Annotated in this window: 16 protein-coding genes; 14 read left to right on the forward strand and 2 right to left on the reverse strand. The window is 36.9% G+C overall.

All coding sequences use genetic code 11. The annotated features are described in order from the left end of the window. Positions 1 to 33: 33 nt before the first annotated feature. Together OLM61_RS06550 and OLM61_RS06555 are read left to right on the forward strand one after the other, a co-directional pair. Complete coding sequence (locus OLM61_RS06550; RefSeq protein WP_264525598.1) at positions 34 to 1,788, forward strand: BatD family protein; 1,755 nt, start codon at positions 34 to 36, stop codon at positions 1,786 to 1,788. A gap of 59 nt (positions 1,789 to 1,847) precedes the next feature. Beyond that, on the forward strand, positions 1,848 to 2,597 hold the full coding sequence (locus OLM61_RS06555; protein WP_264525599.1) for a tetratricopeptide repeat protein: 750 nt from the start codon (positions 1,848 to 1,850) through the stop codon (positions 2,595 to 2,597). 168 nt (positions 2,598 to 2,765) lie between these two features. Here the strand turns inward: OLM61_RS06555 and OLM61_RS06560 are convergent, their stop codons facing one another. Both OLM61_RS06560 and OLM61_RS06565 read right to left on the reverse strand, forming a co-directional pair. Then, a complete protein-coding gene (locus OLM61_RS06560; RefSeq protein WP_264525600.1) occupies positions 2,766 to 3,335 on the reverse strand; it encodes a 5-formyltetrahydrofolate cyclo-ligase in 570 nt (189 codons plus the stop codon). Next, positions 3,322 to 4,302: a succinylglutamate desuccinylase/aspartoacylase family protein gene (locus OLM61_RS06565; RefSeq protein ID WP_264525601.1), complete on the reverse strand. Its 981-nt coding sequence runs from the start codon at positions 4,300 to 4,302 to the stop codon at positions 3,322 to 3,324. Before OLM61_RS06565 ends, OLM61_RS06560 begins: the two co-directional genes overlap by 14 nt. 133 nt (positions 4,303 to 4,435) lie before the next feature. Here OLM61_RS06565 and uvrC point away from each other — a divergent pair, with 133 nt between their 5' ends. The 12 genes from uvrC to OLM61_RS06625 all read left to right on the forward strand — a co-directional run bounded on the left by uvrC (position 4,436) and on the right by OLM61_RS06625 (position 21,174). After that, entirely contained in the window at positions 4,436 to 6,229 is a 1,794-nt protein-coding gene (gene uvrC / locus OLM61_RS06570) for an excinuclease ABC subunit UvrC (protein ID WP_264525602.1), read from the forward strand. 143 nt (positions 6,230 to 6,372) lie between these two features. Further along, positions 6,373 to 8,592 carry a patatin-like phospholipase family protein gene (locus OLM61_RS06575; protein WP_264526365.1) on the forward strand — a complete coding sequence of 740 codons (2,220 nt, stop codon included), beginning with the start codon at positions 6,373 to 6,375 and terminating at the stop codon, positions 8,590 to 8,592. Between the two features lie 317 nt (positions 8,593 to 8,909). Next, positions 8,910 to 10,067, forward strand: a complete 1,158-nt coding sequence (locus OLM61_RS06580; protein WP_264525603.1) for a homogentisate 1,2-dioxygenase — start codon at positions 8,910 to 8,912, stop codon at positions 10,065 to 10,067. Between the two features lie 147 nt (positions 10,068 to 10,214). Further along, positions 10,215 to 10,574: a four helix bundle protein gene (locus OLM61_RS06585; RefSeq protein WP_264525604.1), complete on the forward strand. Its 360-nt coding sequence runs from the start codon at positions 10,215 to 10,217 to the stop codon at positions 10,572 to 10,574. 242 nt (positions 10,575 to 10,816) lie between these two features. Then, a complete protein-coding gene (hppD, locus tag OLM61_RS06590; protein WP_264525605.1) occupies positions 10,817 to 11,977 on the forward strand; it encodes a 4-hydroxyphenylpyruvate dioxygenase in 1,161 nt (386 codons plus the stop codon). Positions 11,978 to 12,276: 299 nt separating this feature from the next. Further along, complete coding sequence (locus OLM61_RS06595; protein WP_264525606.1) at positions 12,277 to 13,047, forward strand: DUF3108 domain-containing protein; 771 nt, start codon at positions 12,277 to 12,279, stop codon at positions 13,045 to 13,047. Beyond that, entirely contained in the window at positions 13,047 to 13,988 is a 942-nt protein-coding gene (locus OLM61_RS06600; RefSeq protein ID WP_264525607.1) for a tryptophan 2,3-dioxygenase family protein, read from the forward strand. Before OLM61_RS06595 ends, OLM61_RS06600 begins: the two co-directional genes overlap by 1 nt. A 21-nt stretch (positions 13,989 to 14,009) precedes the next feature. Then, positions 14,010 to 15,230 carry a M23 family metallopeptidase gene (locus OLM61_RS06605; protein ID WP_264525608.1) on the forward strand — a complete coding sequence of 407 codons (1,221 nt, stop codon included), beginning with the start codon at positions 14,010 to 14,012 and terminating at the stop codon, positions 15,228 to 15,230. A 33-nt stretch (positions 15,231 to 15,263) separates the two neighbouring features. Then, a complete protein-coding gene (locus OLM61_RS06610) occupies positions 15,264 to 15,884 on the forward strand; it encodes a hypothetical protein (protein ID WP_264525609.1) in 621 nt (206 codons plus the stop codon). Beyond that, positions 15,878 to 16,270 carry a hypothetical protein gene (locus OLM61_RS06615; RefSeq protein WP_264525610.1) on the forward strand — a complete coding sequence of 131 codons (393 nt, stop codon included), beginning with the start codon at positions 15,878 to 15,880 and terminating at the stop codon, positions 16,268 to 16,270. The genes OLM61_RS06610 and OLM61_RS06615 overlap by 7 nt, the downstream gene beginning before the upstream one ends. A 112-nt stretch (positions 16,271 to 16,382) precedes the next feature. Beyond that, positions 16,383 to 18,026, forward strand: coding sequence for a glucose-6-phosphate isomerase (pgi, locus tag OLM61_RS06620; RefSeq protein WP_264525611.1), 1,644 nt, complete (start codon positions 16,383 to 16,385; stop codon positions 18,024 to 18,026). Between the two features lie 322 nt (positions 18,027 to 18,348). After that, the gene (locus OLM61_RS06625; protein WP_264525612.1) at positions 18,349 to 21,174 is read left to right on the forward strand and encodes a TonB-dependent receptor; all 2,826 of its coding nucleotides are present in this window, start codon (positions 18,349 to 18,351) and stop codon (positions 21,172 to 21,174) included. Positions 21,175 to 21,256: the final 82 nt, after the last annotated feature.

Raw genomic sequence — 21,256 nt, forward strand, 5'->3', positions numbered from 1 at the left:
CAAACTATAAACAACAAACCGATTAAACAAGTAATGAAAAGATATTTAATTCTATTACTATTCACTTTTCAGGGGCTTATGGCTCAGGTTCAATTTGAAGCCAAAGTAAGCAAGAACACGCTTGGCGTAAATGAAAGACTGCGTATTGACTTCATCATGAATGTGGATGGAGACAACTTTGACCAGCCTACATTTGATGGTTTTAAAATTGTAGCCGGACCCAGCCAGCAAATAAGTCAGTCCTGGATTAATGGAAGAAGTTCTTTTCAAAAAATCTATTCTTATATTTTACAGCCCGACCGCAAAGGGACTGTAACGATCAAACAGGCCGCAATTGAATACAATGGTCAGGTTTACAAAACGGCACCTTTAAAGATTGTGGTAACCAATGCCGTTGCACAGGAAAGAGATCCGAATGACAGACCGCAAGGGTCCAGTACAGGCGATGAAATGCTCAATCTTGTAGCCGAAATTTCAAAGACAAATCCATATCTGAATGAACCGATTACCGTGGTATACAAGTTGTATTTCAATTATATCAATGTAACAGGCTTCAAAGAACTGGCAAAACCTAAATACAACGACTTCTGGAATCAGAATATCGATATCAAACAACTGGCTGTTGAACAGGGAAGTTATCAGGGACAAAGATGTTATTATGTCATCTTAAAAAAGACCATTTTATATCCTCAAAAATCAGGAAGGCTTACGATTGAACCGCTTTCACTTGACATAGGTGTGCAGCTACCAACCAACCGTCGTGATATGTTTGGTCAGATGATTGTAAGCGACGACAACAAAGTCGTTTCAGCAGGTGCTAAAACAATCAACGTACGTCCTTTGCCGGAAGCTACGAAACCTGAAGGTTTTGGAGGTGCGGTAGGTAAATTTAATTTTACGGTGACCCCTTCTAAAACAACTTTGAAAAACGGAGAAAGCCTTGACTTGTTTGTGAGTGCCACCGGAAACGGGAACATGAAATTGTTTACGTTGCCAAAACCTGTTGTGCCTAATGCCTTAGAAATGTACGATCCTGTACACGACGAAAAGGTAACCACTTCACTGTCGGGAATGTCTGGAAAAATTAGCGACAAATACACCATCATTCCACAATACAAAGGGAAGTATGCGATCAAACCGATGCAATTTTCTTATTTTGATTTGAGTACCGGTTCCTATAAAACGATCACTTCTCAGGAAATTATGATTGATGTTTTAGACGGTCCGATGCAGGCAGAAGCAAATGCTACGGCACACGCCTCTAAAAACGTAATTGCAAAAACAGAACAATTTAAATACATCAAGCCTAAAACAACTTTAGTAGCTATTGCTAAAAACGATTTCTACGGCTCTAATTTGTATTATATTTTATTGTACCTGCCTTTCGTTATTCTGCCAATTATTATTCTGGCGAAGAAACGAAAAGAAGCCATTGACGGTGATGTAACCGGAAACCGTATTAAAATGAACAACAAGCTGGCGAAGAAATATTTATCTGAAGCTAAAAAACAGCTTAACAACAAAGAACCATTTTATATCGCGCTGGAAAAAGCAATGCACAATTTCCTGAAAGCGAAACTGCATATTGAAACCTCAGAAATGAGTAAGGATAATATTCGCGAATTGTTACTGTCCAGAAGTGCCAACCCGGAATCTGTACAGAGTTTTATTGATCTGACCGAAAACTGTGAATTCGCAAGATACGCTCCGGCATCAAGCGCGTCAATCCAGCAGGATTTTGACAAAGCTGTTTTGATCATTTCGGATTTAGAAAAGCAAATTGTTTAAACTTAAATAAACTCAAATCCGACTGGTTTTAAAAACGGGTCGGGTTTAAAAGAAATAAAATGAAAAACATAGTCTTGTACCTTTTTTTATTAATTACTCAGGTTTTCTTTGCTCAGAGCAGCTTTGAAAAGGGAAATGCGTTGTATCAAAAAGGACAATATCAACAAGCCGTTGATGTATATGAAAGCATTATCAAAGAAGACAAACAGCAATCGGCAGAATTGTATTTCAATCTGGCAAACAGTTATTACAAATTAAACAAAGTCGCTCCTTCGATCTATAACTACGAAAAAGCACTGGTCTTAAAACCACATGATCCGGAGACCTTAAACAACCTGAAATTTGCCAAGAAACTAACCATTGATGAAATCAAAGAAGTTCCAAAAGTAGGTTTCGCCAAACTGATTCAAAACTTTACCGGTATCTTCAATTACAATACCTGGGCTATCATTTCGATCGCAATTGCCTTCGCCTTTTTATTGACTTTTATTGGCTATTACTTTTCTCAGCTGACCCTTTCGAAAAGAATTTACTTCATCGGAATGTTTGTTCTTTTGGTGGCTTTGCTTTTAAGCGTTTCGGCAGGTATGTCTGAAAAAAATCATTTTGACAACGATCGTCCTGCAATTGTTTTTGCCGAATTGAGTGAAATTCGCAGTGAACCACAAAAAGCAGGCTCTGCCATTACTTTGTTACATGAAGGAGCTAAAGTCTACGTTTTAGAAACTGTTGGAGGCTGGAAAAAAATCGAATTAACCGACGGAACAGAAGGCTGGATTGATGCTTCAACCATTAAAGAAGTAAAATAAAATTTCTCTAAAACTCAAATAAAAAATCCCAAAACCAATTTTAAAATGGTATTTGGGATTTTCATTTTAGGCTCTAATTGTTTCAAAATCACATAAGTGATATAAGAATAATTAGATTTAAGACTGTTTAAGCAATAAACTTACTTATATCAATTTTACGGTTTACAATCAAAAAGTATAGGTTTTTAAAGGCGTCACACAGTAATCCAGCTTCACATCTGATTCAAAGACATCTGCAATCTGATCCTCGGCTTCAAAAAAGGAAAGTCCAATCTTGATCGTCTCCGGTTTGCATTCCGCGAGAAACTTATCGTAAAAACCTTTTCCATAACCTACCCGATTTCCAAAGCTATCAAAAACTAAAAGCGGCACAAAAACCACTTCAATCGTTTCAGACGGAACAGGCAAACCATTTACGGGTTCCGGAATATTATATTCGTTTTTCTTGATTCTGGTATTGTCTGTCAACAAAAAATGGGTCATGCCCCGGGTTTCAAAATCACTTTTTGAAACCACTATTTCTTTGTCTTTTCCCGAAAGCAAATGCAAAACATATTCGGTATTCACTTCCCGCTGTTCCTCAATCGGAAGAAAAACGTGGTAATAGGTTTTATCCCAAATGGGCAATTGGATTAAAGCATTGGCAATAGCCAGACTTTTTTCTTCGATATCATTTTCCGAAAGTTCTTTTCGAAGACTTTTATAGTGTAATCGTAACTCTTTTTTATTCGTCGGCATGTTCATCACTGTTTTTAGACATATGGTAAATGGCATCCCCTTCGTACACGATTGGCGAGTGATTGGCGTTAATCACAAACCCATCATGAGGTGCTTTTACTTTTTGTTCAAATTTACCAAACGGATCTGTAATAATGGCCAGGATAGTCCCTTTGGTTACAAAACGTCCAATCCTGTTATAATCGTGCAGCAGGCCTGAGCATTTGGCGCGCAGCCAAACCGAATTTTTAATATAAATAGAAGGTTCATCCTCTGTTTCCACCAGCTGTTTGGAATCGAGCATTTTTAAATAATGCAACAAACGCTTTGCTCCCTTTACCCCTTCATTTGCAACAAAATCATTAATATCCAGCGATTTTCCTCCTTCAAAAAGCAGCATTTTTACATTGGCTTTTTCGCAGGTATTTCGGAAAGAACCGTTGATGTTTTTAGAGTATAAAGTAAAAGGCGCGTTAAACACATCGGCAAGTATTTTCAACTCGGGATTGTTCTGTGTGATTCTGATTTGCGGAGCATTAAAACGGCTTGCTCCTCCGGCATGAAAATCAACTGCATAATCGATAATCGGTAAAATTTCGGCCACAATATGATAGGCAAAACGGCTTGCCAGAGAACCTTTTTTACTTCCCGGAAAAACCCGGTTCAGGTCACGCCCGTCGGGAAACTCTCTCGATTTATTTACAAAACCGTACATATTGATAATGGGAATACAAATGATAGTTCCTCTCGAAGGGCGATTGATTTTTTTGCTGATAATTTGTCGGACCACTTCGACACCGTTGATCTCATCTCCGTGGATTCCTGCCGAGAATAAAACAACAGGACCTTCTATTTTCGAACGGCGTACAATAACCGGAATATTAAGTTTTGTGGTGGTGTGCAGGCGCGCAATTTCAACGTTTATCGTTTTACTCTCACCCGGCAAAATTGCTTCGCCAAAAATAATCAGGGGTTTACTGTTTTTCATGTAGAATTATAAAATCTAAATATAGAAATTATTCTTTTGATTTCGTAAATTTGAAACTAAATCAATGTTAAGGTTTTTAAACGCCGAAAGGTTCTTTAAAAAGCACAACCGCTATCTTCAGAAATAAAACAGAATGCATAAACCGTCCTTAGATCTTCAAATCCAAACCTTGCCTGACAATCCGGGCGTGTATCAATATTATGATAAAGACGGGAAGATTTTATATGTTGGAAAAGCCAAAAACTTAAAAAAAAGAGTTTCCTCTTATTTCAATAAAATACACGATACCGCCAAAACCAATGTGCTGGTTAAGAAAATTGTAACCATAAAACACATCGTCGTTCCCACAGAAACCGATGCGCTTTTATTGGAAAACAACCTGATCAAAACCCTGCAGCCCCGATACAATGTGCTGCTTCGTGACGATAAAACTTACCCTTGGCTCTGCATCAAGAAAGAACCTTTTTCGAGAATATTCTCTACACGAAAAATGGTCAAAGACGGCTCTGAATATTTTGGCCCTTACACCAGTTTCAAAACTGTACATACCATACTCGATTTAATCAAAGAATTGTACCCTTTAAGAACCTGTAATTTCGATTTAAGCCAATCCAACATCGATTCAGGAAAATTTAAAGTTTGTCTCGAATATCACATTGGCAATTGCAAAGGCCCTTGTGAAGGACTGGAATCTTTGGAAGACTATCAGCGGCAAGTCGATGCGATTCGCGAAATTCTAAAAGGGAATTTCAAAGAAAGCATGAAAGACTTCAAACGACTGATGACTCAATATGCAAAAGATTTACGTTTTGAAGAAGCTCAAAAAATAAAAGAAAAAATTGATGTCCTCGAGAATTACCAGTCGCGATCGACTATTGTAAATCCGAAGATTACCAATATTGATGTTTTCTCGATTGTTTCGGATGAAAGTGCCGCCTATGTTAACTTTCTACAGATTTCGCACGGGTCGATTATACGTTCGCATACCTTAGAAATCAAGAAAAAACTGGACGAAACCGACGAAGAATTATTAGAACTTGCCATTATAGAGCTTCGCGAGCGTTTTCAGTTGCTTTCCAAAGAAATTATCGTTCCGTTTGAAATGGATCTGGGCGAAAACATTAAAACTACCGTTCCGCAACTGGGAGACAAAAAACAAATACTGGAGCTCTCGATTCGAAATGCAAAGTTTTACCGAATTGAACAGCTCAAACAGTTACAAATTATAGATCCCGACCGACATGCCAACCGAATCATGGCGCAAATGCAAAAGGACCTGCGATTGCCTGTTGAACCACGTCATATCGAATGTTTTGATAACTCAAACATTCAGGGAACAAATCCGGTCGCAGCCTGTGTTGTTTTTAAAGACGGGAAACCCAGTAAAAAAGACTATCGTCACTTTAACGTCAAAACCGTTGAAGGTCCTGACGATTTTGCTTCGATGACCGAAATCGTATACCGTCGTTACAAAAGACTGTTAGACGAAAATGAACCTTTACCGCAATTAATCATTATTGACGGTGGAAAAGGACAACTGTCTGCAGCATTAAAAAGCATCGATGCCTTAGAACTTCGCGGCAAAATTGCGATCATTGGAATTGCGAAACGACTCGAGGAATTATTTTATCCGGGCGATTCAATTCCGCTATATCTCGATAAAAAATCTGAAACTTTAAAAGTGATTCAGCAATTACGAAACGAGGCACACCGCTTTGGAATTACTTTTCACAGAGACAAACGAAGCAAGGCAGCGCTCAACTCTTCTGTAGAAAGCATACCCGGCATTGGCGAAAAAACAATGCTCACGTTAATACAACATTTCAAAAGTGTTAAAAGATTGAAATTAGCGACTGAAAAAGAAATATCCGATATCATAGGAGTGTCAAAAGCCAAAAAAATTGTCGACTTTTACAAAACCAACTAGTTATCTTTATGCGTACTGATCGACTGCCCCACGAAAATACCACATCGAAACGTTCTTTTTCTTCACTGCAAAAAGATTTTTCTAAAGTTGCTCTTTTCTTCCAGAAAGGAAAGGCGCTTTGTATTTCGCAGTTGTCATTCTCCATGTGGAGCGCAATGGTCTTACTTTTTGTAGTATTGCTAAATCCACAAAAAATATTCTCGCAGGAACAAAAAAAAGACAGTCTGAAAAGACCCAAAATTGGATTGGTTTTAAGCGGTGGAGGAGCCAAAGGATTTGCACACATTGGAGTGCTAAAGGTTCTCGAAGAAGCCGGAATCAAAATCGATTTTATTGGCGGTACGAGTATGGGATCTATAATTGGCGGACTTTATGCTTCCGGTTATAATGCAACACAAATCGATTCCATTTTCAAAAAGACCAACTTCGACGAACTCATCAACGATTACATTCCGCGTTCGTCCAAAAACTTTTATGGCAAAAAAAATGACGAGCTGTATGCCATCGTTTTGCCTTTCAGCAACTTCAAAATCGGAATTCCGGAAGCCCTTTCCAAAGGAATGTACAACTATAATTTGTTAAGCGGTCTTACGAGAAATGTACGTCATGTACGCGATTTCAACAAACTCCCGACCCCCTTTTTGTGTATTGGTACCAATATTGAAACCGGTGAAGAAGTTTTACTAAACAAAGGAAATCTCGTTCAGGCCATGATGGCAAGTGCGGCATTCCCTTCCCTGTTCACCCCTGTTGAAATTGATGGCAATTTACTGGTTGATGGTGGTGTAGTCAATAACTATCCCATCAAAGAAGTGCGCAACCTGGGCGCTGATATTATTATTGGTGTGGATGTGCAGGACGATCTTATGAACCGCAAAAACCTTAAAAACGCAACTAAAATACTGGTACAGATTACCAATTTGCAATCTATCGATAAAATGAAAAGCAAAATCAAGGATACCGACGTTTACATCAAACCGGACATTCGTGATTATGGCGTAATTTCATTTGACAAAGGAGAAGAAATCATCAGAAAAGGAGAAGAAGCAGCCTTTGCCGTTTATGAAAGAATTAAATCTTTGACCGATGAAACGCATTTTTATAAAAAACCAAAACTAAAAATTGTCACCGATACACTCGAGATTAAAGAAATAAACAGCGAAAACCTTGAGAATTACACCAAAGAGTACATTCGCGGAAAACTTCGTTTTAAACCCGGAAGCACCATCACCTATAGCGATCTTAAAACCGGAATCAACAATCTGAATGCTACCCAGAACTTTAGCACCATATCATATTGCCTGGAGCCGAATGAGCAGCAGGACAATCTTGATATCGTTTTGAAAGAAAACCCAACCCAGACTTTTTTAAAACTGGGCCTGCATTATGACGGACTTTACAAAAGCGGTATCCTGCTCAATCTTACCCATAAAAAAACCTTCTTAAAAAATGACGTTACTTCTATCGACGTTATTTTGGGAGATAACTTTAGATACGATTTCAATTATTATGTGGAAAACGGTTTTAATATCAGCTTTGGATTTCAGTCCCGATTGAACCAATTCAATCGAAATGTTACCACAAGCATCAGCACCTTAACCACACAGACTCCAAATATAAACCTCATTAATGTTGATTTCTTAGACATCACCAATCAGGCTTATTTTCAAACCATCTTTGTGCAAAAATTCCTCATGGGCGGTGGTTTTGAACACAAATATTTAAAAATCAACTCGCCTACACTTAACACTACAGGAAACATTATTGAAAAGAGCAACTATTTTAGTCTTTTTGGTTATTTAAAATACGATTCGTTCGACAAAAAGAGTTTTCCACACTCAGGCTTGTATTTCTCTACCGACTTGCAAACCTATCTGGCGTCATCCGATTACACCCATCAGTTTAAACCGTTCTCGATTGCACAGGCCGAAATTGCATTTGCAAAAACACTGTTCAGAAAAGCTACCGTAAAAATTGAAGCCGATGCCGGATTTAATATTGGCAGCGACAGCGTTCCGTTTTTCGATTTTATCCTTGGTGGATATGGTTACAGCAAAATCAATAACTTCAATTATTTTTATGGATATGACTTTCTAAGTATAGCCGGAAACAGCTTTATCAAAACCGCGATTACCTTAGATTATGAAATTTTTAAAAAGAATCACGTTAACTTATCTGCCAATTTCGCCAATTTAGGAGACGATATTTTTACTAAGGTCGACTGGATTTCGATGCCAAAATACTCCGGATACGCGGTTGGTTATGGATTAGAAACCATCATTGGCCCAATCGAAATCAAACAATCCTGGTCACCTGAACTATCTAAAAGCTACACCTGGTTTAGTATTGGATTTTCATTTTAGCACTAAGGCCAAGAATAATTCAATAAAAATGTACTATTTTTTTGCCCTTTAAAAATTATATCAAAAAAAAGTAAAATAAATCATGTTTATAAATGATATAATTTATAATTTTACTCAGCAAAAATTACGACATTTGTTATAATGAAAACAAAATGGACAGGTTTATTAGAGTATCTTCAATTCCTCATCAAGAGAAATCCTGAGTGAAGCTATCGAATTGAGATAATTAGTCAATTATAAGAATTGAGCTGATTATCTGTTCACACAATTCAAATTTTTCAAATTATCTAATTTTTAAATTATCTAATAGAAAAGCCATGCCATTATATCATAAACTTGGAGACTTCCCTCAAAAGAGACATACACAATTCGAAAAACCTAACGGAGGTTTCTACTACGAACAATTATTTGGAACTGAAGGTTTTCACGGACATTCGTCATTGTCGTATCACGTACACCGACCAACTCAGGTAAAAGAAATTTTAAACTCTTATTCCGTTGAGCCTAAAATTGCCATCGGAAAAAACATAAAATCATTACTTTTTAAAGGTTTTGAATTAAAACCGGAAAATGATTTTCTGGACAGCCGCAAAGCCATGATGGTCAATAAAGACTGTATTATTGGATTGGCTGCACCTAAAGAATCGCTTCGAAATTATTTCTACAAAAATGCCGATGCCGATGAGATGCTTTTCATCCACAAAGGAAAAGGAAAATTAAGAACCATGTTGGGAAACATCCCATTTGAATATGGAGATTACCTAATTATTCCACGAGGCATTATTTACCAAATAGAATTTGAGACGGAAGAAAACCGACTTTTTTATGTCGAATCGTACTCTCCTTTTTATACCCCAAAACGTTACAAAAACCAATCGGGGCAACATTTAGAGCACTCGCCGTTTTGCGAACGCGATTTTATTTTGCCAAACGAACTGGAAACACATGACGAAAAAGGTGATTTTTTAATTAAAATCAAAAAAGAAGGCATGATTCACGAAGTGGTTTACGCCACACATCCTTTTGATGTAGTGGGTTGGGACGGTTACAATTTCCCATACGGATTCTCGATTCATAATTTTGAGCCTATAACGGGACGTGTTCACCAACCGCCTCCGGTACACCAAACATTCGAAACGGCCACTTTTGTCGTTTGTTCTTTCTGCCCAAGACTTTACGATTATCATCCGAAAGCAATTCCGGCACCTTACAACCACAGTAATATTGATTCTGATGAAGTACTTTATTATGTGGACGGTGACTTTATGAGCCGTAACAACATTGAGCAGGGTCATATCACTTTACACCCAAAAGGAATTCCACACGGTCCGGCGCCAGGTGCGATGGAACGCAGCATTGGTCACAAAGAAACTCAGGAATTAGCCGTTATGGTTGATACTTTCCGCCCATTAATGGTTACAGAAGAAGCCATGGGTCTTGACGACGGTCAGTATTACAAGTCCTGGACGGAGTAATTAGCTAATTAGAAAATGAGATAATGTGGCAATTAGACAATGTGTTAATTATATAATAAAAAGTAGTCTTTGGATTACAAATTCATATCTTTAACCAGATGTAAAAATTATCAAATTTTCTAATTATCTCATTAACTAATTAAAACAATGACTTTCAATGATAAGTACAAAGACAATGTTCTTTTAATTAAAACATTCCATTTCGCCCTAAACATAATTGATTTCACGAGTGAACTTCAGGAACAAAAGAAATTCGTAATCGCTAATCAGTTATTAAAAAGCGGAACATCAATTGGAGCGAACTCAAAAGAAGCACAAAACGCAGAAAGCAAGGCCGATTTTATTCATAAATTAAAAATTGCAATCAAAGAAGCTGACGAATCTGAGTATTGGTTGTTTTTATGTGAAGCACATAAGGATTATCCAAATTGTAAAAATCTGTTAAACGATCTATCAGAAATTCAAAAAATTCTAAACAAAATAATATCAACATCTAAAATGAGATAATTTGTCAATGCGAAAATGTGTCAATGAGATAATTTTTATCGGAACGCACATTATCTAATTCTCTAATTAACTCATTTTCAAACTAAAAAAACAATATCAACATCAAAAGTGAAGTAATTAGATCATTTCCAAATGCGAAAATGTGAAAATGTGTCAATGAGATAAGTTTTATCGGAACGCACATTATCTAATTTTCTAATTAACTAATTATCAAATTACCTCATTTCCAAATTAAAAACAAAATGAGCAAAGAAGTAAAATCAGTAGAATACGGATTAGAAAAAATCTTTGAAGGAGCACAGGATTTCCTTCCATTATTAGGAACCGATTATGTAGAATTCTACGTTGGTAATGCCAAACAATCGGCACATTATTACAAAACGGCTTTCGGGTATCAGTCATTAGCTTATGCCGGACTGGAAACCGGAGTAAAAGACAAAGCCTCTTATGTTTTAAAGCAGGACAAAATCAGAATCGTTCTGACAACACCTTTAACACAGGATTCACCAATACACGAACACCTTAAAAAACATGGTGACGGTGTAAAAGTAGCAGCTCTTTGGGTTGAAGATGCCAGAAGTGCTTATGAAGAAACGATAAAACGTGGCGCTCGTTCTTTTATGGAGCCAACGGTTGAATCAGACGAATTTGGAGAAGTGATTCGTTCAGGAATCTATACTTACGGAGAAACGGTTCACATTTTCGTAGAAAGAAAAAACTACAACGGTATTTTCCTTCCGGGATATAAAGAATGGAAATCGGATTACAATCCGGAACCAACCGGTTTAAAATACATCGACCATATGGTTGGAAATGTAGGCTGGAATGAAATGAATACCTGGGTAAAATTCTACGAAGACGTTATGGGATTCGTAAATTTCTTATCATTTGATGACAAACAAATTACCACAGAATATTCAGCATTGATGAGTAAAGTAATGTCGAATGGAAATGGAAGAATCAAATTCCCTATTAATGAACCGGCAGAAGGAAAGAAAAAATCTCAAATCGAAGAATATTTAGATTTCTATGGCGGTCCCGGAATTCAGCACATTGCCATTGCTACAGATGACATCATTAAAACCGTATCACAATTGAGAGCAAGAGGTGTTGAATTTTTATCTGCTCCCCCTCACACCTACTACCAGGCAATTCCTGAGAGACTAGGCGTGCACATGGACATGATGAAAGAAGACATTAACGAAATTGAAAAGCTGGCCATCATGGTCGATGCAGACGAAGACGGTTACTTATTGCAAATATTTACAAAACCGGTTCAGGACAGACCAACACTATTTTTCGAAATTATTCAAAGAATGGGTGCAAAAGGATTTGGAGCAGGAAACTTTAAAGCCCTTTTTGAGTCAATCGAAAGAGAACAGGAATTGAGAGGAACGCTATAAAAACGCATTTTTTTTACATTATGCAAAAAAATTCTCTGTAAAACGATGGTTTTTATGCAAATGTTATGTTAAACTCACTTTTTAACATTTATTTTTTGAACTTTGTATCTATCTTTGCACTCGCAAATCAGGAAGGGGTGGTTTCCTTCCGAATTGATATAAATTTCATAATTTATAGTTTTTTGGTTAGTTAATAGCATAAAAACTCCGTCATTCCTTGACGGAGTTTTTTTGTTTTGGTACATTTGGAATAAAATTTGCATTTATTTATCTTTATAATGGAATGTAAAAAATGTACTATGAAAAAATTAGTTCTACTCCTATTAATTCTCACTACCTTAAGTTTCGACACTCAAAAAGAAAATGCTTTTGATACTGGAGAATACTTCAAATTCAGAATCCATTACGGAATTATCAATGCCGGCTATGCGACACTCGAAATTAAAGATGCCACAATCAACAATAAAAAAGTGTTTCACGCTGTGGGAAAAGGATACACTACCGGAATGTCAAAATTTTTCTTTAAAGTGGAAGATCTTTATGAGAGTTATTTTGACAAACAAAACGGAGACCCTTATCGCTACGTTCGAAAAATAAACGAAGGCGGTTACACCAAAAACCAGGAAGGCTTTTTCGATCAGCCCGAAAGCAAGGTTTTGGTAAAAGATTACAAACGAAAAACAGAAAAAACAATAGTAATTACTCCTAATGTACAGGATATCATCTCTTCTTTTTATTACCTGAGAAACCATCCAAGTATAGACAAATTAAAATCGGGGGAAGCCATTACAATTGACATGTTTTTTGACGATGAAATCACAAAATTTAAGTTAAAATATGTAGGCCGTCAAGATATTACAACTAAATTTGGCACCGTTTCTACGATGGTCTTCAAGCCATTAGTACAAACAGGAAGAGTTTTCAAAGAAAAAGAAAGCGTAACACTCTGGATCACAGACGACGACAACAAAGTTCCAATACGAATAAAAGCAGATCTGGCTGTCGGATCGCTTAAAGCGGATCTTGACGAATACAAAGGATTAAAAAATCCATTTAAAGCAAAAAAATAATGAACCCTACTGATCATTCAGAATCAATTTTAAAAGAGATTGACCTTAAATACCAAGCTATAAATCAAAAAACTGATGTACAATTAGAAGGATTACTTTGGTCAAAACCAATCACCTACTGGGATTACATTCAGACCGATGCCCTCTTAAGCTTACAAACACAACGCACGACGCTTCCTGACGAAATGGTTTTCATCATGTACCATCAGGTAAACGAGTTAATTTTTAAAATGATTTTGTGGGAAATTGATCAAATTGCCGATACACAAAACATTCAGGTTGCCTTTTTCAGCGAAAGACTTTCAAGAATCACCCGATACTTTGACATGCTGACCAATTCATTCAGCATCATGGAAAACGGAATGGAAGTCGACCAATACATGAAATTCAGAAATACCCTGACTCCGGCCAGCGGGTTTCAAAGTGCACAATACAGATTAATTGAATTTGCTTCGACCGATGTTATCAATTTAACCGATCGCAGATACAAACCCAACTTTGACGAAAACACGCCATTAGAAACCAGCTTCGAACATCTGTACTGGCAGGCTGCCGGAAAAGATTATCAGACGGGTGAGAAATCATACCTGCTTCAGGAATTTGAAAACAAATACAAAGATCAGTTTTTGAGACAGATGTCTACTTTTAAATCAAAAAACATCTGGCAAAAATTCACGCAATTACCTTTAGAAGATCAACAAAACCAAGAGTTAATTGATGCCATGCGTCATTACGACAAAACGGTAAACATTACCTGGGTCATGCAGCACCTAAACACTGCAAGAAAATACATACTGGAAAGCGGAAAAGGAAACGGAGAAGCTACCGGCGGAAGTGATTGGCAAAAATATATGCACCCAAAATACCAAAGACGCATCTTTTTTCCTAAATTGTGGGCCGAAGAAGAATTGTCCAATTGGGGAAATGAAGCAGCCAATTAATTTCCTAAAAAATTTAAAAGTTTGAAAAAAGCATTCGTAATTATAATCGTTTTATTCTCGATATTTTCATGTAACAAAACCGCTGAAAAAGTTGAAACTAAAATCACTAAACCAAAAACTAAAAAAGTAGAATTTGGTTTTAATTACGCCGACTTCAATGTCATTCACGATACCATTAAAAAAGGAGACTCTTTTGGATCTATCATTCAGGGGCAAAATATCGGAGATAAAAAAGTCTATGATGTTGTAGAACAAATCAAAGATTCTTTTAACGTAAGAACCATTCGGTACAACAAACCTTATACGGTACTTCGTTCTAAAAACAAAACAAACAAGCTTCAGGTTTTTATTTATCAGCCGGATGCCCTTACTTATTATGTAGTTGACTTTAGAGACAGTATTGCAAAAGCATACAAAAAAATAAAACCAGTCATTTTAAAACGCAAAATCATTGGAGGTGTTTTAAAAAGTTCCCTATCTGAAACCTTAGGAAACGAAAGTGTAGAAGCAGCTCTTGCCGGCAGAATCACCAAAGTATTCTCGTGGTCTATTGACTTTTTTAAACTTAAAAAGGGAGATCGTTACGGTTTAATTTTTACCGAACGTTTTATAAATGGCAAAACCTACGATGGCGTTGAAGATCTTCAAGCCGCTTTTTTTGAATACAAAGGTAAAATTATCTATGCTTTTCCTTTTGAAAGAGATACAACCTCTGGGAAAATTGAATATTATGACGATCAGGGAAAAACACTAAAAAACTTTTTCTTAAAAACTCCGATTAAGTTCAGCCGAATCACTTCCCGATTTACCGCAAACCGTTTTCATCCGGTACAGCATACCTGGAAAGCACACAAAGGAACCGACTATGCCGCTCCAACAGGTACACCAATTTCGACAACTGCGTCGGGAACGGTAGAAGCAACAGGATACACCGCAGGAAACGGAAACTTTGTGAAAGTAAAACACAACGGAACTTATTCCACTCAATATTTACACATGTCCCGAATTTTAGTTCGACGCGGTCAGCGTGTTACTCAGGGACAAACTATCGGACTAGTGGGCAGCACCGGTCTTGCGACAGGACCCCATGTATGTTACCGGTTCTGGAAAAATGGCATTCAGGTTGATGCTTTGAGACTGAACTTACCAACCGGAGAGTCTTTAACAGGAAATGCCAAAACCCGTTTCTTCCAACAAATCGAACCTTTGAAGAGAGAACTGGACAGCATTGGAAATCTATAAGAATCTGTATTTATCTTTAAAATAGAAGTAAACATGAAAAACAAACGCATTAAAGACATTCTTGATGAAACTTTTTCAGACTTAAAACTATTCTACAGAGACACTACTTTAAACGACAACTTACTTGCCGCTTATCAAATTGGGCAAATACTAAAAGAAAAAGATTTTACAGACATGTCTTTTCTTGGCGGCGGGCTTTCGGGCAATTGCAGATTTTTGATTGCAAGCGCCGGAGCGAGAGACCTATCCAAGTTCAATCCTGATTCGGTAAAAAACGGACATGCTCTTTTAGACGACAATTCTTTCTTTAAAGTATTAGACATTTATAAGATCGGCAACAAAACCCAAATCTTCCTGCTGAACATTCCCGGAAATTCGCTTCCACTTTTCAAAAATTCAACTTCAAATCTTGAAGAAGAAATTAGCGAAAAAGCTAAGCAAAAATTTGCCGCTAAAATCAACTCGTCTTTAATACCCGAACTTCAAACGGAGGATTGGAAAGAAAAAACAAAAGCCCCTGTTGGCATGAGCAGTACCGGCGAATTCTATTTTGATGATTCCACCATAAAAACTGAAGCCCCAAAAAGAATAGAAATCAACAAAGCCAGGAAACAGATTGAAATCAATAAAAAGCCCTGGTGGAAAATATGGTAAATAACCCTGCTGCTTCAAACACTATTTTGCCACTTCAGCCTTCCCGAATGAAACGAATTCTATTATTGCTTACTTGCGCAATAACCATAGGCTGCTCCAATAATCCCCACACTTTTATTTTAAACGATAAAAAAGAAAATAAGTACTTTGTTGCGGAATCAATCCACCGGGCATTTGAAGAAGATCTAATCGAGAAATCGCCTTTAATCGTCATAAACGGAGTTCCTTTCAGGTACAACAAAAAGCAGGACACCATAGTATTGCCTCTTAAAAAATCTGACATTATTAGCCTTGATTTTCTAAACAAAAACAGCAGCCGCATCATTTACAATGAAAAAGAAAACGATGGCGCTGTCATCATAACGACAAGAATTAAGGCCAAATAAACACATATATCGTTTTCGTAACTAATTGTTATATAATCGTGAAGCGTTACACTATTAAAAACTAATTTCAGTATTTTTGTTTTTTATAACCGCATTCTCAATTAAACAAAAAATGGCTTTAAACACAACAAACCCAACCGGGACTGAAGCGTGGAAAAATCTACAAAACCACTATAACGCAATTCACGAAACTACGATACAAGAATTATTTCAACAAGACAAAACTCGCGTTGAAAAGTTCAATTTACAATGGAATGACTTCCTTGTTGATTATTCTAAAAACAACATCAGCCAGGAGACCATTTCTCTTTTACTGGAATTAGCTAACTCAATTGGATTAAAAGAAGCCATCTCACAATATTTTGGAGGAGAAATCATCAACCAAACCGAAAACAGAGCCGTTTTGCACACTGCATTACGCGCACCTGAATCGGCAGTTATTAAAGTAGATGGCGAAAATGTAATTCCGGAAGTTTACGAAGTAAAAAACAAAATCAAACAATTTAGTCACGAAGTAATCTCAGGAGAAAGAAAAGGTTTCACCGGAAAAGCTTTTACGGATATTGTAAATATAGGTATTGGAGGTTCTGATCTTGGACCTGTTATGGCAGTTGAAGCCTTACAATTTTACAAAAACCATTTAAACTTACATTTTGTATCCAATGTTGATGGCGATCATGTAAACGAAGTAATCAAAAAACTGAATCCGGAAACGACTTTGTTTTTAATTGTTTCCAAAACGTTTACTACTCAGGAAACTTTATCGAACTCTGAAACCATTAAAGAGTGGTTTTTAAAGTCGGCTTCTCAGGAAGATATCGCCAAACATTTTGTTGCTGTTTCTACCAACATCCAAAAAGTAACCGAATTTGGAATTAATCCTGACAATGTTTTCCCAATGTGGGATTGGGTTGGAGGAAGATTCTCTTTATGGAGTGCTGTCGGTCTAAGCATATCTTTGGCAATTGGTTTTGACAACTACAACGAAATGTTAAAAGGAGCCAATCAAATGGATGAACATTTCAAAACAACAGCTTTCGACGAAAACATCCCTGTGATCCTGGCCTTATTAAGCATTTGGTACAATAATTTCTTTGGTGCTGAAAGTGAAGCATTGATTCCATATACCCAATACCTTCAAAAATTGGCCCCTTACCTGCAACAGGCAACCATGGAAAGCAACGGAAAAAGTGTTGGACGTGACGGAAAACCAGTAAACTATCAAACCGGAACCATCATCTGGGGAGAACCGGGAACAAATTCTCAACATGCGTTTTTCCAATTGATTCATCAGGGTACAAAATTGATTCCGACAGATTTTATCGGATTTGTCCAACCATTATACGGAAATGAGGATCACCACAACAAACTAATGTCAAACTTCTTTGCTCAGACTGAAGCTTTGCTAAATGGAAAAACAGCTGCACAGGTTCAGGCAGAATTTGACAAACAAGGATTATCGGCCGAAAAAGCTTCTTACTTGTTACCTTTTAAAGTTTTCACCGGAAACAAACCAACAAACACGATCTTAATACAAAAACTAACTCCGAAAAGTCTGGGGTCACTGATTGCTTTGTACGAACACAAGATTTTCGTGCAGGGTATCATCTGGAATATTTTCAGTTATGATCAATGGGGAGTAGAATTAGGAAAACAATTGGCGAATTCTATTTTGGATGAAATTAACACTAAGACTGTACAAAATCACGACAGCTCGACCTCTTTTTTGTTAAATCACTTTTTGAAGCACAAATAAAATTAACAAAAGCCCTCTAGCGCAACATACTGAAACGCCTTGATTTAATAAAAATTAAGGCGTTTTTTCGTACAAATAAGACTCAAAAGCGACCTAAAGTACTGGTTCTTGCAAGTTTAGCACTACAAGACTATTACAATTATTACGATTTTAACAAAATCAATGCCTAAAAATTTAAAAGAAGTACATTTTATCTAACAAAAAATAGAAAAATCATTTTAATGCGCAACACATTATATAAAACTTAATTTTCTTAACATTTTGATAACACTATCTGATTTAATTGTTATAATTTTGCCAAAAACAATAAACTAAATAACAAATGAAGACAATGAAAAATTGGTTACTTACTGGACTATTGTTCATGATAGTTTCAACCGCATTTTCTCAAGGAAAAATTTCTGGTATGATTACCGATGGGGTAGGCTCATTACCAGGAGCAAACGTAGTCATTAAAGGATCTACAGTTGCTACTTCTACAGATTTTGATGGTAAATTTACTCTTAATGCAACAACAAGTACAGGAGAAATCGTTATTTCTTTTTTAGGTTACGAAAACAAGACTGTAAAATTTTCAGTATCGGGTGGAACAGCTAACGTAGGAACCATCGTTTTAACTTCTAATTCTAACGAATTAAGCGAGATTGTTGTAAAAAGCACTATCGTCGACATCGCAAAAGACAGAAAAACTCCTGTAGCAGTATCTACAATTAAAGCTGCTGAAATTCAGGAAAAACTTGGAACTCAGGAATTTCCGGAGATCTTAAGAAACACACCTTCTGTGTACGCTACTAAAGCGGGTGGAGGTTTTGGAGATTCAAGAATCAACATTCGTGGTTTTAACCAAAACAATATCGCTGTAATGATCAACGGTATGCCGGTTAACGACATGGAAAATGGTTCTGTTTACTGGAGTAACTGGTCTGGTTTATCTGAGGTAGCTTCTGCTATTCAGGTTCAAAGAGGTTTAGGAGCTTCAAAATTGGTAACTCCATCTGTTGGAGGAACTATCAACATTGTAACTAAAGCTTCTGACAGAAAAGAAGGAGGATCTTTCTCTTCTGGTTTCGGAAATGGAAGAAACTTCAAAGTTCAAGGTTCATACAGTACTGGAAAATTAGCAAATGGTCTTTCTGCTTCTATCTTATTGTCTCAAACAATGGGAGACGGATACGTGAACGGAACTGAATTTGAAGGTTCTAACTACTATGTAGCTTTAGGATACGGAACAAAAAACGACAAGCATGACTTTCAACTTACAGTAACAGGAGCGCCACAATGGCACAACCAAAGATCTACTGTACCTACGATTGCTACTTACCAAAAATATGGTATCAATGGAGATCCAAACATCAGATATAACGCTGACGCAGGATTCTTAAATGGTGAATCTTACAACATCAGAAAAAACTACTACCACAAACCGGTAGCTTCTTTTAACTGGGACTATAAAATCAATGAAACTACCAAACTTTCAACTGTAGTTTACGCGTCTATGGGACGTGGAGCTGGTGCAGGAGCAACAGGTGGTATTGGTGGAAACACTTACAACAGTGCAGTATTCTTAACACCTAATGGTTTAGTTGATTACAACAAAATCCAAGCTTGGAACAACGGTACCGGACAAGTTAACTTTAACGGTGCAAACAGAACAAGAACACAAATTGGTGGTGTTTACCAAAACAGTTCTTCAACTGGTAGAACTGGAGCAGGAACTACTGCATCTCCATATGTTTACAACACTACATCAGGTATTTCACAAACTTCATCTATCAACTCTCATGACTGGTTTGGAGCGGTTATTAACCTGAACAAAAAATTATCAAATACACTTACTTTAGATTTCGGTCTTGATGCAAGAACTTATACTGGATACCACTTTACTGTTGTTAACGACAGATTAGGCGGAGGTGAATTCTTTGACAACACCATGGCAAGTTTGAAACCAACTGGAAGACGTCTTACAACTACAGCTGCTACAAACGTACAATGGAATGTTTTTGACAAAAGACAATATGACAAAATCTCATTCAACAGTACTGGAAAAGTAAAATGGTATGGTGCGTTTACTCAATTAGAGTACTCTAAAGACAATTTAACTGCATTCGTACAAGGAGCAGTTTCTCAACAAGGATTCAAAAGAGAAGATGACTTCGTTTACTTACCAACTGATCCATTAGCTTCTACTCCTTACAAAAACATCTTAGGAGGAAACGTAAAAGGGGGTGCTAACTACAACCTTAGCGAAAAAAGTAATGTTTACGTAAACGCTGGTTACTACTCAAGACAACCATTCTTTAACTCTGTTTATCCAAACAACAGATCAACAGTAAACCCTAACCTTACTAACGAGAAAATTGTTGGATTTGAGGCTGGATACGGTTTCCGTTCAAGATTCTTTAACGCTACAGTTAACGTTTACAACACAACTTGGAATGACAGATACTTAAAAGGTAATGCATTACCAACTGACCCAAATACTTACACTGAATACTTAGGATTAAACGAAGTACACTCTGGAATTGAAGTTGAAGGAAGCTCTAACATCACTGACAGATTAAAAGTAACAGGTATGATCTCTTACGGAATCTGGGAATACAAAGGAAATGCTACTGTTAACGCATACAATCAGGCAGATAACTCTCCTGTAGTTGGATACACTGCTGCAACAGTATACATGGACAAAGTAAAAGTAGGTGATGCTGCTCAAATGACAGCTTCATTAGGTGCTGCTTACGAAGTTTTAACAAGAGTAACTGTTGATGCAAACTACAACTTTAACGATAAATTGTACGCTGGATTAAGCCCGATTAACTTTGCAGATCCAAACAACAAAGGAGCATTACAATTGCCTTCTTACGGTTTATTAGATGCTGGTTTTTCATACAAAATGTTAGTAGGAAAAGACAAAGACAAATCAGTTAACTTCAGATTAAACGTTAACAACGTATTAGACAAACTTTACATTGCTGAATCAAGAACTAATACTTTTGCTGACGACAATCTTCCTGTAGCTACTGGTCAACCAGCTGGTTCAAAAGGAACTTACGCTTCTAACGGAATGCTTTACAATGGAGTTGCAAACGTAAACCAGGTTTTCTTTGGTTTCGGAAGAACATGGAACTTCTCTCTACGTTACGATTTCTAATATTTAGAATCTAAATAAATACCAAAAACGGCATTGACTTTTAGTCTGATGCCGTTTTTTTTATGCCTTTTTTGCTATATTT

It is taken from the genome of Flavobacterium sp. N502536 (assembly GCF_025947345.1).
Classification (GTDB): domain Bacteria; phylum Bacteroidota; class Bacteroidia; order Flavobacteriales; family Flavobacteriaceae; genus Flavobacterium.